Origin of the sequence: Bradyrhizobium sp. NAS96.2, assembly GCF_001908235.1 — a bacterium.
GTDB lineage: Bacteria > Pseudomonadota > Alphaproteobacteria > Rhizobiales > Xanthobacteraceae > Bradyrhizobium.
Window position 1 is genome coordinate 14,765 of sequence record NZ_LGHK01000008.1, and the last position, 14,146, is coordinate 28,910.

The 14,146-nt window shown below is 61.9% G+C and carries 13 protein-coding genes and 1 pseudogene; 5 read left to right on the plus strand and 9 right to left on the minus strand.

Features of this window, described 5'->3' with window-relative positions:
• Window positions 1–15: 15 nt before the first annotated feature.
• From AC628_RS01670 to AC628_RS01685, 4 genes are all read right to left on the minus strand, one after another.
• Entirely contained in the window at window positions 16–1,326 is a 1,311-nt protein-coding gene (locus AC628_RS01670; protein ID WP_245320980.1) for a TAXI family TRAP transporter solute-binding subunit, read from the minus strand.
• Between the two features lie 88 nt (window positions 1,327–1,414).
• Window positions 1,415–1,828, minus strand: coding sequence for a hypothetical protein (locus tag AC628_RS01675; RefSeq protein WP_245320981.1), 414 nt, complete (start codon window positions 1,826–1,828; stop codon window positions 1,415–1,417).
• A 24-nt stretch (window positions 1,829–1,852) separates the two neighbouring features.
• Window positions 1,853–3,085, minus strand: coding sequence for an HlyD family secretion protein (locus AC628_RS01680; protein WP_074125038.1), 1,233 nt, complete (start codon window positions 3,083–3,085; stop codon window positions 1,853–1,855).
• Window positions 3,078–3,512 carry a hypothetical protein gene (locus AC628_RS01685; RefSeq protein WP_143201390.1) on the minus strand — a complete coding sequence of 145 codons (435 nt, stop codon included), beginning with the start codon at window positions 3,510–3,512 and terminating at the stop codon, window positions 3,078–3,080. Before AC628_RS01685 ends, AC628_RS01680 begins: the two co-directional genes overlap by 8 nt.
• 169 nt (window positions 3,513–3,681) lie before the next feature.
• Here AC628_RS01685 and AC628_RS01690 point away from each other — a divergent pair, with 169 nt between their 5' ends.
• On the plus strand, window positions 3,682–4,137 hold the full coding sequence (locus AC628_RS01690; RefSeq protein WP_074125039.1) for a hypothetical protein: 456 nt from the start codon (window positions 3,682–3,684) through the stop codon (window positions 4,135–4,137).
• A 23-nt stretch (window positions 4,138–4,160) separates the two neighbouring features.
• The gene (gene ppk2, locus AC628_RS01695) at window positions 4,161–4,961 is read left to right on the plus strand and encodes a polyphosphate kinase 2 (RefSeq protein ID WP_074125067.1); all 801 of its coding nucleotides are present in this window, start codon (window positions 4,161–4,163) and stop codon (window positions 4,959–4,961) included.
• A gap of 39 nt (window positions 4,962–5,000) precedes the next feature.
• Here the strand turns inward: ppk2 and AC628_RS01700 are convergent, their stop codons facing one another.
• Complete coding sequence (locus tag AC628_RS01700) at window positions 5,001–5,435, minus strand: hypothetical protein (RefSeq protein WP_074125040.1); 435 nt, start codon at window positions 5,433–5,435, stop codon at window positions 5,001–5,003.
• A gap of 92 nt (window positions 5,436–5,527) precedes the next feature.
• On the minus strand, window positions 5,528–8,281 hold the full coding sequence (locus tag AC628_RS01705; protein ID WP_074125041.1) for a decarboxylase: 2,754 nt from the start codon (window positions 8,279–8,281) through the stop codon (window positions 5,528–5,530).
• A 275-nt stretch (window positions 8,282–8,556) separates the two neighbouring features.
• Here AC628_RS01705 and AC628_RS42505 point away from each other — a divergent pair.
• Together AC628_RS42505 and AC628_RS42510 are read left to right on the plus strand one after the other, a co-directional pair.
• Window positions 8,557–9,464, plus strand: a pseudogene (locus AC628_RS42505) (alpha/beta hydrolase family protein).
• A 45-nt stretch (window positions 9,465–9,509) separates the two neighbouring features.
• Complete coding sequence (locus tag AC628_RS42510) at window positions 9,510–10,070, plus strand: invasion associated locus B family protein (RefSeq protein ID WP_245320982.1); 561 nt, start codon at window positions 9,510–9,512, stop codon at window positions 10,068–10,070.
• A gap of 16 nt (window positions 10,071–10,086) precedes the next feature.
• Here AC628_RS42510 and AC628_RS01720 read toward each other — a convergent pair whose 3' ends face one another.
• The 3 genes from AC628_RS01720 to AC628_RS01730 all read right to left on the minus strand — a co-directional run bounded on the left by AC628_RS01720 (window position 10,087) and on the right by AC628_RS01730 (window position 13,141).
• Window positions 10,087–10,461 (minus strand): response regulator transcription factor, encoded by a 375-nt coding sequence (locus AC628_RS01720; RefSeq protein ID WP_074125043.1) that lies wholly within the window; start codon window positions 10,459–10,461, stop codon window positions 10,087–10,089.
• Window positions 10,462–10,630: 169 nt separating this feature from the next.
• Window positions 10,631–11,263: a response regulator transcription factor gene (locus AC628_RS01725; RefSeq protein ID WP_074125044.1), complete on the minus strand. Its 633-nt coding sequence runs from the start codon at window positions 11,261–11,263 to the stop codon at window positions 10,631–10,633.
• A 114-nt stretch (window positions 11,264–11,377) separates the two neighbouring features.
• Complete coding sequence (locus AC628_RS01730) at window positions 11,378–13,141, minus strand: sensor histidine kinase (protein ID WP_168193284.1); 1,764 nt, start codon at window positions 13,139–13,141, stop codon at window positions 11,378–11,380.
• 330 nt (window positions 13,142–13,471) lie between these two features.
• Here AC628_RS01730 and AC628_RS01735 point away from each other — a divergent pair, with 330 nt between their 5' ends.
• Window positions 13,472–14,140 (plus strand): helix-turn-helix domain-containing protein, encoded by a 669-nt coding sequence (locus AC628_RS01735; RefSeq protein WP_074125046.1) that lies wholly within the window; start codon window positions 13,472–13,474, stop codon window positions 14,138–14,140.
• The last annotated feature ends 6 nt before the right edge of the window (window positions 14,141–14,146 follow it).

Genomic DNA, 14,146 nt, shown 5'->3' on the forward strand with positions numbered 1-14,146 from the left:
AAAATGTCCGTCCACTCAGCTTCCGATCTGGCCCGGCTGCTGCGACGCGAGATGGATGCGGCGATCATGGATCAGGTTCTCGAGCCGATGAGCGGCAACGTTGACTGCCGTCACCGCGCGCTCGGCCTTGTCGTCCGCGACCGGCTGCTCGCGCTGCGTACGCAGCAACTGGTCGATTTCGTGTTCGATCTCTTCCAGTTCCGCCTCATGCCCGGCCGCCCGAATGCGAGGCCCCAGCGCATAGAGCGTATCGAGCGCCTCCTTGCGGCTCGGTGCCTCAGCAGACCGGAGGAATTTCCACGCCGCCGCGAGCACAGACGCAAGGGCGCCTGCAATCATCGGCGTCAGGAAGATCGCATTGCCCCATTGGTCGAGAAAACTCTCCCTGGTTCCCTCATAGACCGCCGCCGCGCCGGGATGCACGGGGATGTAGGCGCCCGCGTCGGTATCGGGCGTTGCGATCTGCGAGAGCGCCGGCAGTTCGGCAAGCAAATCCCGCCGCGCATTCATGATCGACTGCGTCAGGTCTCCGATCAGATCATTCCCGAGCTTCTTCTGCGCTACCAGATAGAACGACGTCTGCAACGTGGTCAGATCGTCAGAAGGAATCGGCGGCGAGCCACGCAAGGTTCCCTTCGGTACATCGAAGCTTTCATAGGCGCGCTCCTTTTCGGCGATCGCGCCGGCGGACTCGATGGCGATCATCACCGGGCCGGCCCGCGTAGTGTGCGGGAAGACATTGCGCAGCAGCGCAAGATATTTCTCGGTCAGGGGCATCGCGAGCAGGATCGCCCGCACGTCCTTGGCCTCGAGCGCCCGGCGCGCGTCCGCGGGGGCAAGCGGCTTGAACGTCACCCCTGCGCGCGTCAGATCGTATTCGTCGGTCAGCACCTTGATCAGCTTCTGATTGGCCTCGGCGCCGATCACACCGATCGTGGTGCGCTTCAGCTCCGCAACATCGGATATCGACGTGCCGGGCGGCGCAACCATCAGCACGGTGGCGTGGGCCAATACGATGACGGCCTGGGCCTGCGAGAGATCACCGACATCGCCACGGACGACGGCAAGGTCGACCTTTCCGGACGCGAAGGCCGTCGCGGACTCGAGCGGTCCCGGGGTCTGGACCAGGCTGAGGCGGACCGGCGCTTTCGACTGTACGAACTTTGCGGCGATCGCCGACACCAGCCTGCCGGCTTCGCCATCCAGCGAACCCACTGCGATCGTCAAGGTGGTCGGCCGCTCATACCAGCGGTAGCCCAACAGGCTGGCGCCGCCTGCCAAAAGGACAAGCCCAACCACAAGGGCGATGCGCAATGACCTCGGCAACCTGCTCGGATCCACGTCGCGTCACCCAATCGGTTCGGCATCAGCCAACAACGGTCTTACAGGCCTGAGCCGGTGCGGGAGCCAGAGGCTAGATCTTGCACCGATGATAGTTGACCTCCATCCCCTCGATGCCCGGGAACTGGCGCGTAATCGTATCGTCGTCGACGGCCTTCAGGAAGAACTGCACATTCGACACCATGATTCCAGACGCACAACCGACGATGATGTTGATATTCAGGCCATCGTCCTTGCGCGATTTGATCTTGCAGTTCTCGAACTTGCCGCGGAGGCGATCGGGCTCGGCGATAAATCCACCGCCATAGACGCCCGAGAAGTTCGAGAAGGTCAGCTGGTTCGCTCTGCCTTTGTGCACGAACACTTTTCGGCATTGCTCGGCACTTGTCGCCCAGGCGCCTGTGAGATCGAAGGCGAGCGCATGATCCGGTAGCGCGAAGATCATACCCGTCACCACGATTGCGCGAAACTTGCCATCCAGATTCATCTGCTGCCTCCCTGTTCGCGCCCGTCAATGGCCACTGAGCACCAGCGTTTTGATCGGCAGTAGCAGAGCCTGGATCCGAAGCAGCAATGCATGAACGAGGGCAGTCGCATCGACGGCGTGCAGGGCGAAGCCCTTCAACGCGCTGGTTTTCGGATCGGCAATCTCGTCATGGTTGCTCGTGTAGGCATTGACGATGCAAGTGCTGCCCGGCGTCACGCCGTCAAGGCCGTTTTTGTAGAGCGGCTCGAGGAACACGAGGATTGAACCTGGCTGTTGCAGGTTCTGCGGGTCGATCAACAGCTCGCTGGCCCGAAACTGGCCGGCGGCGATGAAATCCTGCACGCTGGTGACAACCAGCGGAATGATAACCCAGGGCTTCGACATGCAAGTGGCTTCCGCGACCATGCCGGGCTTCATCACCTGGGCCTCGATCTGCCCGAACCCCGCCTGCAGCCGGTTCCGGCCTGCTTCTTCGGGTATCATGACTCCGGCCGGCCGCATGATCTGGGCGACGAGATCTCCGGGGCGAACGAGGAATTGCTCGACGCGGCCGTTAACGCCTGCTCGGACGAAGGTCTTGTCAAGATCAACCTGCGCCTGTGCGCGCGCGGCCTCGGCGCTCGCCTTCTCGGCCGGCAGAAGCGTGGAGACGCGCAACGTCGCCGACTCCTTAGCGGCACTGGCTGCATCGACGCCGGACTGCCGCTGATCAACCAGAACCTGCAGCTTCTCGATGTCACGTTGCGGCACAATGCCGGGATTGCGGCGCTGCAATTCGCTCTTCACCTCAAGCTCATCCTTGGCCTGCTGCAAGGAGGCTTTCGCCTCCCCAATCTGAGCGTCCGCCTTCACGACGTCGACCTGAGCCGCGGTTAACGACGCATCCACCTCGGCGATCTTTCGCTTGGCGGTCTCGAGTGCAGCCTCCTGCTTCGAACTATCAAGCCGGAACAGAACGTCCCCCTTCTTCACCGCCGCGGTGAAGTCGACATTGACCTCGACAACGCGGCCGGACCCTTCAGGCAGGATCGGCACGGTCCTGAAGTAAAGCGCCGCGGAGGTAGTCGAGGGATGGAAGTAGAAGATCATTGTGATCAGCGAAACCGTGAGCATCAGGCAGCCGGTGATACCCCACCTCAGCTCGTACCAGACGGAGAAGAACGTAATCTCTTTGCCGAACCGCTTGCCTTGCCGATAGCGGCGGTAGAGATAATCCGGCAGGATCGTCACCAACGAGCAGATCATGAGCTCAAGCATGGTTGTGCACCACTTGCTTCGCCGGTGCCCGAACGTCGGGACCGCCGCCGGGTACTTCGGACTCGTCAGCAGGCGTGCTCGGCGTGGCATCGGCGATACGCTCGACGGAATCGGCAATGCTGCGGATCGGCGTGCCGAAATCCGGCAAGTCGATGAGTGCCAGAAGCAGGCCAGCGATCCAGAAGATGTGCATGTGGGTGAAGAGCGAGATCAGGCCGAGGACGGCGACGATCTCGAACTGAAGCTTCTGAGACTTGTGCGCCATGCGCTCCGGCAGGCTGTGCAGCTTCCAGTAAAGGGTGCCAACCCATAAGACTGTAGCTACAAGAAAAATGCCCATCACAACCGTCAGGGTGTCCGACCCGTCGGCGCCGGGAATAAAAAACGGCAAATGATGCGGAGCCAGCGGATGCATCTGTTCGCTCAAGCCAAGTCTCCCAAGCCAAGTCTCCGGTCGCAATATAGCCGCAGGTGAATCTTGATCGACGATGCTGACGATCCTGTCGCGCTTGCTTGATCTGGATCAAGGAAGCCGATCGGCTCGTCCCTACCGTTTTCGGGGCAAGGTGGATGAGCGGGCTTAGGAGTCCCCAGCCATGCGAGACAAAATCGATGACCTGATCCCGAACGCGCACGAGATCCAGAAGCAGGCCGCGTCCAAGGACGCCGAAAAGGCCGAGGAGCACGCAAAGCGCGCAGCCGCCATCGAAGCCGAAAAGCTCGCCTTGATCGAGCGGCTGAGCAAGCCCTCCGGGCTCACCGAGGACGAGAAGGTCAAGCTGGCATCGACGGTGATTCAGCGCGCGGTGCGCAACGGCCTGAGCGAAGTTCAGGTCTATCGTTTCCCGAACTCGCTGTGCACCGACAAGGGGCGGGCCATCAATCAGATGGAGGCCGGCTGGGAGAAGACGCTGACAGGAATTCCCAAGGAGATCTACCAGCTCTGGGCGGACTACCTCCAGCCGCGCGGCTACCGCATCCGCTACCAGGTCGTCGATTACCCCGGCGGCATGCCTGGCGACATCGGCATCGTCATTGCCTGGGGCGACTAGCTCAAACGATGGACGGGATATCCATGGCGAAAGACAAGTCCGCTGAGAAGATGAAGCGCAAGGACTATGAAGAGGAACTGCAGAAGCTCCAGGTCCAGCTCTGCCGTCTGCAGGATTGGGTGCAGGCGAACAAGCTCAGGGTCATCATCCTGTTCGAGGGACGCGACGCCGCCGGCAAGGGCGGAACGATCAAGGCCCTCACCGAGAAGGTCAGCCCGCGCGTGTTTCGCGTCGTCGCCCTGCCCGCGCCGTCCGATCGCGAGAAGTCCCAGCTCTTCATCCAGCGTTATATGCAACAGTTTCCGGCGGCCGGGGAAATCGTCATCTTCGATCGCAGCTGGTACAACCGCGCGGGCGTGGAATATGTGATGGGGTTCTGCACGGCAGCGGAGCACAAACGGTTTCTCTCGCTTTGCCCGCAGATGGAGCAATACATCATCGAGGGCGGCATCATCCTGATCAAGCTGTGGCTCGAGGTCGGGATGGATGAGCAGGAACGCCGCTTCAGGGCTCGGATCGACGATCCGCTGCGCCAGTGGAAGCTCAGCCCGATGGACACGGAGTCCTACCGGCGCTGGTACGACTACTCCCGCGCACGCGACCTGATGTTCAAGGCGACGAGTTCGAAGCACGCGCCATGGAACGTGATCCGGTCCGACGACAAGCGGCGGGCGCGGCTGAACTGCATCTCATTCCTGCTGAAGACAATTCCTCACGGCCGGATCAAGCGCGACAAGGTCAAGCTGCCCAGGCGCTCAACCAAAGGCCGCTACAACGATCAGGCCGGTCTGCGCGGAATGAAGTTCGTCGAGGAACGTTACTGAAGGTGGGGCCGCGCCTGCCGCGCGGCCTCGTTCTTCAGACTATTTCAGGCGGATCGAAACGCCGCCCACGGCGGCCGAGACCTCGGCGCCGACCTTCGGACCACTGAGTTGCAGGATCACGCCATTGGCGTTCTGCAATTGCACGCCGCCGGCGCCCGCTGCAATCGCACCGCCGGCGCCTGCGACGCTGTAGGAGCCTTCGAGCGAGGCGGGCCCCCTGAGGTTGATGGCGCGCCCGACAAACTTGGTGGTCGAGGCCCCGATCGTGAAGCCGACGCTCATGCCCGACACCGTGAACGGATAGTGCTTGCCGCGCAGCGTCAACACGCCCTCGCCGCCTCCGACACCAACGATGAAACCACCCTTGGTGAAGATGACGGCGACTGAGCCGGTCTCGGCCAGCGATGGCGTGCTGAAACCAGCCAATCCCATCACCAGCGCAGCAACAGCTCCGATCAAACCCACTTTCCTCATGTCTTCCCTCCAGAAACCGGTTGCGTTACGAACCTGTCGCGCAAGGATCACCGCCGCTGGAATGTGACGGTGCCTTGCGTGATCGCTTCTCCCTATGATGCAGCCTTGAGCTTCGGCGAGGCCGCCCGCGGCTTGCCCATCCTGGCCAGCGCCTCGGCCGTCACGAGCTTCAGGCCTTCGGCCGCGTCGTAGCCATGGATCTCCTTCACGTCCAATTTGCGCATGAAATCGATGGTCTCCTGCGTGATCACCTGGCCGGGGACCATGATCGGGAAGCCCGGCGGATAAGGGATCACGAAATTCGCGGAGACGAGATCCGGTCCGCTCTTCAGACGCCGGTCGATCTCGGGATCGTTCAGGCGAATGTATTGGCACCCCGCGGCATCGTAGGCCGAGTAGAACCCGCCGCGAATGTCGCCCTCGTTCGTCTTCGTACCGGCATCGCCGCGATAGGCGGCGTGGAAATGCGAGAAGTTCGGCAGGTCGGGAACATCCTTCATCAGGCTGTTGACCCGCATGTCGAAATCGACCCTGGCGGTCGCTCCGCCCTTGGCGAGCCCACGATCGATCTCACCGGCAATTTCAGCCAGCACCCGGACGAGATGCGCAACATCGCTCCGCGTGTTGTTGATGTTGGACTGGATCAGGACCGAGTTGCGCGAGGTCTTGTTGACCTGGATGTTGTAGCGGCTGGCGAGCAAACCCTTGAACTGTGTTCCGTCGTACCCGGCCGTGCCGCAGACCAGCGTCATGCGGGTCGGATCGAGACAGAACTCGTCGTCGTTCAGGCTCTTCAGGGCACTCGCCCAATTGGTACCGGCCGCCAGATAGTCGGTGAAGCCACTCTGGCGATATTCTTTCGGTACCATGGCATCCGCGCCCAGAACGCGGAAATACCTTGAGATTAGCGGATTGGTGTTGACCGCATGGCGGATGGCGAACGCGATCTCCATCGCATTGGCCACCAGTCCATAACCCTCGAGCTCCATCTGGCGGCGCGAGACGTCGAGGCTTGCGATCAGCTGCTGGTTCGGACTGGTCGAGGCGTGCGTGAATACCGCCTCCTTGAACTGCGCCTCGACGGTGTGAAATTCGATGTCCTTGACCGCCAGCATCGAGCCCTGCCGGATCGCCGACATCGACTTGTGGGTCGAGTTGGTCTGGTAAACGCGCAACCGGATCTGGCGCGGATCGGGAATCAGCCTGGTCTCGAGCAGCACCTCGTCCGAGGGGTTCTTGCCGAGCTCGGCCTGCTGCTTCTCGTAAGCGGCAACCGACTTGGGATCGCGCATCCAGGCTTCGATCTCGTTCGCCGCGCCCATCGCGGTTCGCCGTCGCAGGAACGGCGAGAAGCGCGCGAAGCCGAACCAGGCTTCGTCCCAGAGGAAGATCAAGTCGGGCTTGATCGCGAGGCATTCCTCCATCACCCGCCGCGTGTTGTAGATGTGGCCGTCGAAGGTGCAGTTGGTGAGGTCGATCATCTTGACCCGGTCAAGACGGCCATCCGCCTTCGCGTTCAGCAGCGCCTGCTTGATCGTCTTCAGCGGCACCGCGCCGTACATCGAATATTCGGTCATCGGGAATGCTTCGACGTAGAGCGGTTGCGCGCCGGCCAGCACCATCCCGTAGTGGTGCGACTTGTGGCAGTTGCGATCGACGATCGCGATGTCGCCGGGGCCGAGCAGCGCCTGCACCGCCATCTTGTTGGACGTGGAGGTGCCGTTGGTCACGAAGTAGACACGGTCGGCGCCCAGCGCACGCGCGGCTTTCTCTTGCGCCTTCTTGATGTTGCCGGTCGGCTCCAGCATGCTGTCGAGGCCGCCGGTGGTTGCGCTGCTCTCGGCAAGGAACAGGTTCAACCCGTAGAATTCGCCCATGTCGCGGATCCAGTCCGACTTGAAGACGGACTTGCCGCGCGCGATCGGCAGCGCGTGGAAGGTACCGATTGGCCGCTGCGCATATTTCTTCAGATTGTCGAAGAACGGCGTGTCGAAGCGATCCTGCACGCCCTCCAGAATTGAAAGGTGCAATTCGAGGATATCCTCGACCGAGTAGAACACCCGGCGGACCACGTCGGCCTCGGGGTTGCCGGCGATCGCTTCCACATCGCGGTTCGACATCAGGTAGATGTCGAGCTCCGGGCGAACCCGCTTCAGGATGTGGGCCAGCCCTAGCGCAGACGCGTCGGCTTCATTGTTGATGCCTATTGCTGACATCATGGCTCGGAGCACGGGCGCATCGTGGCGCGAGTGCAGACCAAAGCCTTCATTGATCACCACCGCCGCGATGTTGGGGTTCAACATCGCCGCACAGAATGCGTCCTCGAGGCTGCCGACGATCACGGGTTCATAGATGAAGGCGTCAACCTGCCGCCGCAGCTTCCGCCACTCGGCGCAAAGGCCTGGCCAGCTCTGGGCCGCGACGCCTGTGACGATCAAGGTTTCGAAATACGGCCGGCGCGCCGCCAGACTGCCGAATGTCGGCGGCAGCAGATCGGGAACGCCGTTGTCGCCTTCGCCCTCGGAGCTCCAGTCGCCGGCGTGCTGGCGGAACGAGCGGGTCTGCAGGGCCTGGGCAATCCGGGTCGACAGCGCCAGCGACGTGGCAGCATCGCCAGACGAGGCGGCGGCTTCCTTCAATGCCGCCATCAGATGCAGGCCCGGATAGCCGTGAAATTCCTCCGTGACCGCGAGCGCCGACAGCGCCGCGTCATACGCCGTACGGTCGCCGCTCCTGCTCCACACCTTTGCCGCCTCGACCAGATCGCGCCAATTGTCGGCGCGTCCGCCGGGTCCAGAGAAGAACTGGTCGATGCGCTGCTGTGCCGGCTTCGCCTCGCTTGCCATGAGAGTCTCCCGATCTTGGCGCTGGCTCTGTCCAATCGTAGAAAGCGCGCCCGGCGTTCCCTTTGATCCAAGTCAAGCCGCAGCCGGATCGGGACGAGCCAGGATGCACGTTAGTCAGCGGGCCAGTTCGCCCCACTCACATTCCCGTGGATCGACATCAAGCCCGCCGTATGAAGCCGCAGTGACTGCATGTGGTTGCGCCGACCAAGCGGATACACGTTGATTCAGGTCAAGGCCTCGCGGTCGGCGAGGTGGCTCCTATCCTGCTCAGCTCGATGACCGTTGGAGGGCATGGCATGCGTCAGCACCGCTTACGGACCCTCGCAACGGCAGCGCTTCTGTTGCTTGGGCTGATCGCTGTGGCACGCGCCGGCGATCAAGGCTCATCCCGGCCCATCCAGGAAGAGATCTGGGTATTGCCGCTCCCGCTCCCCATGTTCGCCTATCTGGTCCGTCCGGTCGGCGACGGCGCGTTCCCGCTGGTCATCATGAACCATGGCGTCTCGCTGAATGCGAGGGATCGCAGCTTCTTCCCGCTGGTCGAATTTCGCGACGCCGCGATGTGGTTCGCGCGGCGCGGCTTTCTCGTCGTGGCGCCGGTCGGCACCGGCTATGGCGCAGCGGCCATCGATATTCCCGAACGCGGTCTTTATGGCCCGTTCTTCTCCAAGATCGGCAAATGCACCAATCCGAATTTCCTCGATGCGGGCCTCGCCGTTGCGCAGGTCGATCTCTGGATCATCGACTACATGGCCGCCGAGAAGCGCATCGTGCCGAACGACGCCATCGTGGTCGGACAATCGGCCGGCGGCTGGGCGGCGATCGCGCTGTCGAGCCTCAATCCACCGCAAGTCAAGGCCATCATCACCTTCGCGGCGGGCCGCGGCGGCCGTGTCGACGGCAAGCCCAACAACAATTGCGCTCCCGACAAACTGGTCGAAGCGACAGGCGCGTTTGGCCACACTTCACGGATACCGATGCTGTGGTTCTACATCGAGAACGACACGTTCTTCGGGCCGGCCCTGTCCAAGCGGATGTACGAAGCCTTCACGGCGCCGGCGGCCGTGCCGAGTATCATCTGCTGCCGCCATTCGGCGACGAGGGGCATTTCCTGATCGGCTCTCCCGATTCCATTCCCATCTGGTCGCCATTCGTCGAGCGCTTTCTGGTCGGGGTTCGCTAGGCGGCCGACCGCGCTGGAGGAGCTTCCATGGTCCGATACGGCATCTTGGCAAAGTTGTTGCTGCTCGCAGCCGGCATCAGTGCCGCCAACGGCCAGCAGACATCTTCACCGCCGGCCGCGACCAAGGAAGGTGGCGAAGTGGCCCCGCGGGGAGCGCGCGCGGCACGAGACATCAAATATGGCGAGTGGCGAAAGCTCTGCTTCAACGCCGCCGGCGCCAAGACATTGTGCCGAACGACCATCACCGGCACCTTCGCAACCGGCCAGACCGCTGTTCGCGTCGACCTGATCGAGCGCGAGGACGGCAGCGAGCGCGTCCAGCTGTTCCTGCCGGTCGGCATGTATCTGCAGGCCGGTGTCAAGCTATCGGTCGACCAGAAGGGGGCCTATCGCCTGCCCTATACGTGGTGCGTGACTAACATGTGCATCGCGGCGGATGTTGCCGATCCCAAGCTTCTCGAGGAAATGGACGGCGGAACGGCGCTTTCGATTGACGTCGTCGACACCAGCATTCTGACGGTGACGACATCGGTGCCGCTTGACCGCTTTGCGACCGTCCGCAAAGGCGCACCCGCGCTGACTCTCGATCAGGCCATCGACGAATGATTGGCGCCTGCGATCGCTAGGCGACGCCGGCCAGGAGCTGCTCGATCGGTTGGATCAACGAATTGGCGGTAAACGGCTTGGTCAGATAGGCAACGCATCCCGATGCCATCGCTGCCATGCGTGTCGCCGGGTTGTCGTTTCCGGTGATGTAGATGACCGGGACCTCGATGCCCTGATCGGCCAGGCGGTGCCGCAGTTCGATCCCGGAGCCATCGCTGAGATTGATGTCCAAGATCAGACAAATGGCGCCTTCAAAGCTGCCATGCCTCAGCAACGCGCTTCCAGTCTCGAACAGCCTGGATGCAAATCCGTACTCCCGTAGCAGCCGTCCGATTCCACGGAGCATGGAGGGATTATCGTCCACAACGAAAACGAATTTCGCGGTCGGCAAATCCGGAAGCCTCCACGTTGTTGCTGAACTACCTTCACCCGCCTTTGGATGAAGAACACGTCAAGCGGCTATCGGCACGCAACCTTGTCGCGGCCAATAGCCGAGATAAGCCCCGTCACACAGCTTTCATATTGTACCATGGGACAAGAACGGCAGCGCTGCCGGTGGATCAAGCCTTGACTTCGCCACCGGACGCGCGCGCACCGAGCCGTTCGGCGATCGAAACCAGCTCGGCGAGGGACTGCACCTGCATCTTTTCCATGACCTGGTGCCGATGCGCCTTGATCGTGCGCTCGGTCGTCCCAAGCTCGTGAGCAATCTGCTTGTTGATCCGACCGCACACGATCAGGTCGAATACCTGCCGCTCGCGGGGGGTCAACTTCGCGAGCAGCGCGCGGAGCGAGTCAAGCCGGGTTCTCTGGTCCCGGACCAGTTCGTGCCGCGCGACGGCGCGAGTGATTGCCTCGATCAGCTGCTCCGATGCGATCGGCTTGGTCAGGAAATCCTCGGCACCCGCCTTGATAGCCTGGACGGTGGTCGCTGTGTCGGCGTGCCCGGTCAGGAATACGATCGGAAGCGTCGACTCGAGCTCGTTGAGACGGCGTTGCAGCTCCGGACCACTCATTCCGGGAATGCGCACGTCGAGCAGGATACAGCCGGCCTCTCCGTCGTCAGGCAATTGATCGAGCAGCTCCCTGGCGGATGCGTACGTGCCAACACGATAGCCCGCGAGCTTGAGCCGGCGCTCGAGCGCTTTGCGAAACGAGGGATCGTCGTCGACTATGTGCACGTAAGCGTGCATTGCCGCTCACTCCAATCGCCGCCGCTCTTCATAGCATGATCATCTACGGCGATCTAACTATACCGCGTTGGTCTAAATCGAACCTTGCGCCTGCTCAAACAAGACCCATACGCACTATGCCGCCAGCGGCAGCGAAAGGTGAAATACCGCCCCTCCGCCGGACTGGTTCTCAGCCCAGAGCTGGCCGCTATGCGCCAGAACGATCGTCCGTGCAATGGACAGGCCGACGCCCATGCCCTGCTCCTTCGTGGTGAAGAACGGATCGAAAATATCGTTCAGGCTGTCCTGGGGAATTCCAGGACCGGAATCGCAGATCGAAATCACCGCCGACGCATCTCCGTTGAGCTCGGTCCGGCCGATGATCGTGCGTCCGTAGGGCATTTTGGCCATCGCATCCATGCTATTGACCACAAGGTTGAGGATCACCTGCTGCAGCTGCACCGGGTCACCTTTCACCCGCAGGGTCTGCGGTGAGGTCTGCAGATAGATTGCGACGTTGCGCGCAGAGGCCTGCAGCTTGAGGAAGTCAAACGCTTCCCGCATGGTCTGGTTGAGATCGATGTCCTTTTTCTCGAACGGCGCACGCTTCAGCAAGCTGCGCATCCTGCGGATGACCTCGCTTGCACGCAAATCATCGCGCTTGATGTCGGAAATGATTTCCCGCACCTCCTGAAGATCAGGTCTCGGCGAGCCGAGGATCAGTTCCGCGGTCTCGGCATTGGTGAGGATCGAGCCCAGGGGCTGGTTGAGCTCATGGGCGATCGAGGACGAGAGTTCTCCGGCAGTCGCCTGCCGATTGATATGGGCGAGGTCAGACAGGCGATTGCCGGATTCGACCTCGGCCTTGCGCCGCATGAACCGCTCGTGCAGCAGGAATGCAATCAGCGTGGTTTGAACCAGGAGTGCCGTGACCAGGGCGACCGCCCGCCAGCGATATCTTTCCAGGATGGTCGGCTCACGGAAGCGGATTTCGCTGCCTTTTGGCAGGTTGGCTTCGCTGACGTTCCAATGCTGCATCTGCCGCCAGTTGAAGATCGGCTTTACGGCATCGATGACCGACGGTGGCAGGCTTTCCGGCGCCTCGCCGTCCAATATCCGCAGCGCCCTTCGTGCTGCGTCGGCGCCGATCAGGGACGGGACAATGGCGAATCCGCCGATGCCGCCGGCTTCGAGGAAAGTCTCTGCCGCGATGACAATCGGGCGACTGGCTCTTGCCGCGACAAATGCGAGGGCATCCGAGGGCGGATAGTAGTTGCCCTTGCCGTCGCTATAGAGGCCCGTGTAGATGATTGCGCTATGGTCGGGGAGCGCCGCGACCCGCTCAACGATCTCCGGCATCGGACGTCCAATGATCTCGATAATGTCGAGGCCCGGAATGCCGGCCGCTGCTTGATCTTTCCAATTGCGAAACAGAACTTGCCGCTCCCAGTCGGCGCCAACGAGAACGACAGTCTTGAGGTCCGGCACCACGGCGCGGGCGGCCGTGACGGCATCCGAGAGCTTCGAGCTCACGATGCCGCCGGTGACATAGGCCGGCGGTCGCATTCGCTTGAAATCAGCCTCTTCGACCAGCGAAAACACGATCGGCGTGTCAGGCCAAAGCTGCGGGCGCCAGCGCAGTGCCAGTTCAAGCGCGGCCGCGCCGACAGCAACGACCACGCCAATCGGCCGATCGCGATATTTCGCCTGGAGAAACTGTCGGAAATCCTCCTGATAGGCCTCACCACCGAAGCGATTGAGATCCACGCTTTCCGTGTAGACGGTGGTCGGCGCGTGGCCGTGGGCGCTCACCGCGTCCCTCAGGCCAACGAACACCTGGTAATAGAAGGGCCCACGCCGGTCGGACTGGTCCAGCACCAGCATGGAATGTGGGCGCATCTGTTGCGCCCGGAGCCCAGCCGGTGCGAATAACATAGCCAGCAGGATGATCAGTCCAGAGAGCCGAATTGCACTGCCCATGGCGTTCGGAGCCGGAGATCAATGGGTTGAAAGCCTAGCACCCGGTTATCGTCGTGAAAATTGAAAAGTAATCTAAGACTGTGCACACCAATTGCGAACAAATTGCCGCATTTCGCGCACCCTGTCCTTTGGGACAATGACCTCAGGGCCAATAGAGACTGGCCGGGCCCTGTCGTAGACATTGCGCGCGGACAAGCATTTCGAGCCGCCGCCGACGCTGCAACAGTCGTTACCCAAGAGAGTTGGTCCATGTTCGCTCGCGTCAATGTCAGACCGGCCAATATACCGAGCATCCTCGGCGGGCTGACCGCCCAGCACGCCAACTGCATCACCAGCGAATTCCACTACAGGAAGGGCACCGAGATCTACGGGGAAAAGGAGCCGGCGGAGTACGTCTACCAGGTCGTTTCGGGAGCAGTCCGCAGCTACAAGCTCCTCTGCGACGGACGGCGCCAGATTGGCGCCTTTCATCTCGTCGGAGACATTTTCGGCCTGGAGAATGCCGACACCCACCGTTTCACCGCCGAAGCCATCGTCGACACCAATGTGCGCCTGATCAGGCGGACAAGCCTTGAACGGGTGGCTGATTCCGATTTCGCCTTGGCTCGCAACCTGCTGATCATGACCACCAGTAACCTGCGACACGCCGAAGATCACATGCTGCTGCTCGGTCGCAAGACCGCATTGGAGCGGGTCGCCGCGTTTCTGCTCGAAATGGATCGCCGGCTGACCGGGGTCGGCGTCGTCGCTTTGCCGATGTGCCGGCGCGATATCGCCGACTATCTTGGGCTCACACTCGAGACCGTATCGCGTGCGCTGTCCAAGCTGCACGCCTACGGAGCACTTGATTTTCTTGCCTCAAATCAGCGCGAAATCATGCTGGTCGACCGCGACCAGCTGTCCAGGCTGGATAACTAACCGGCA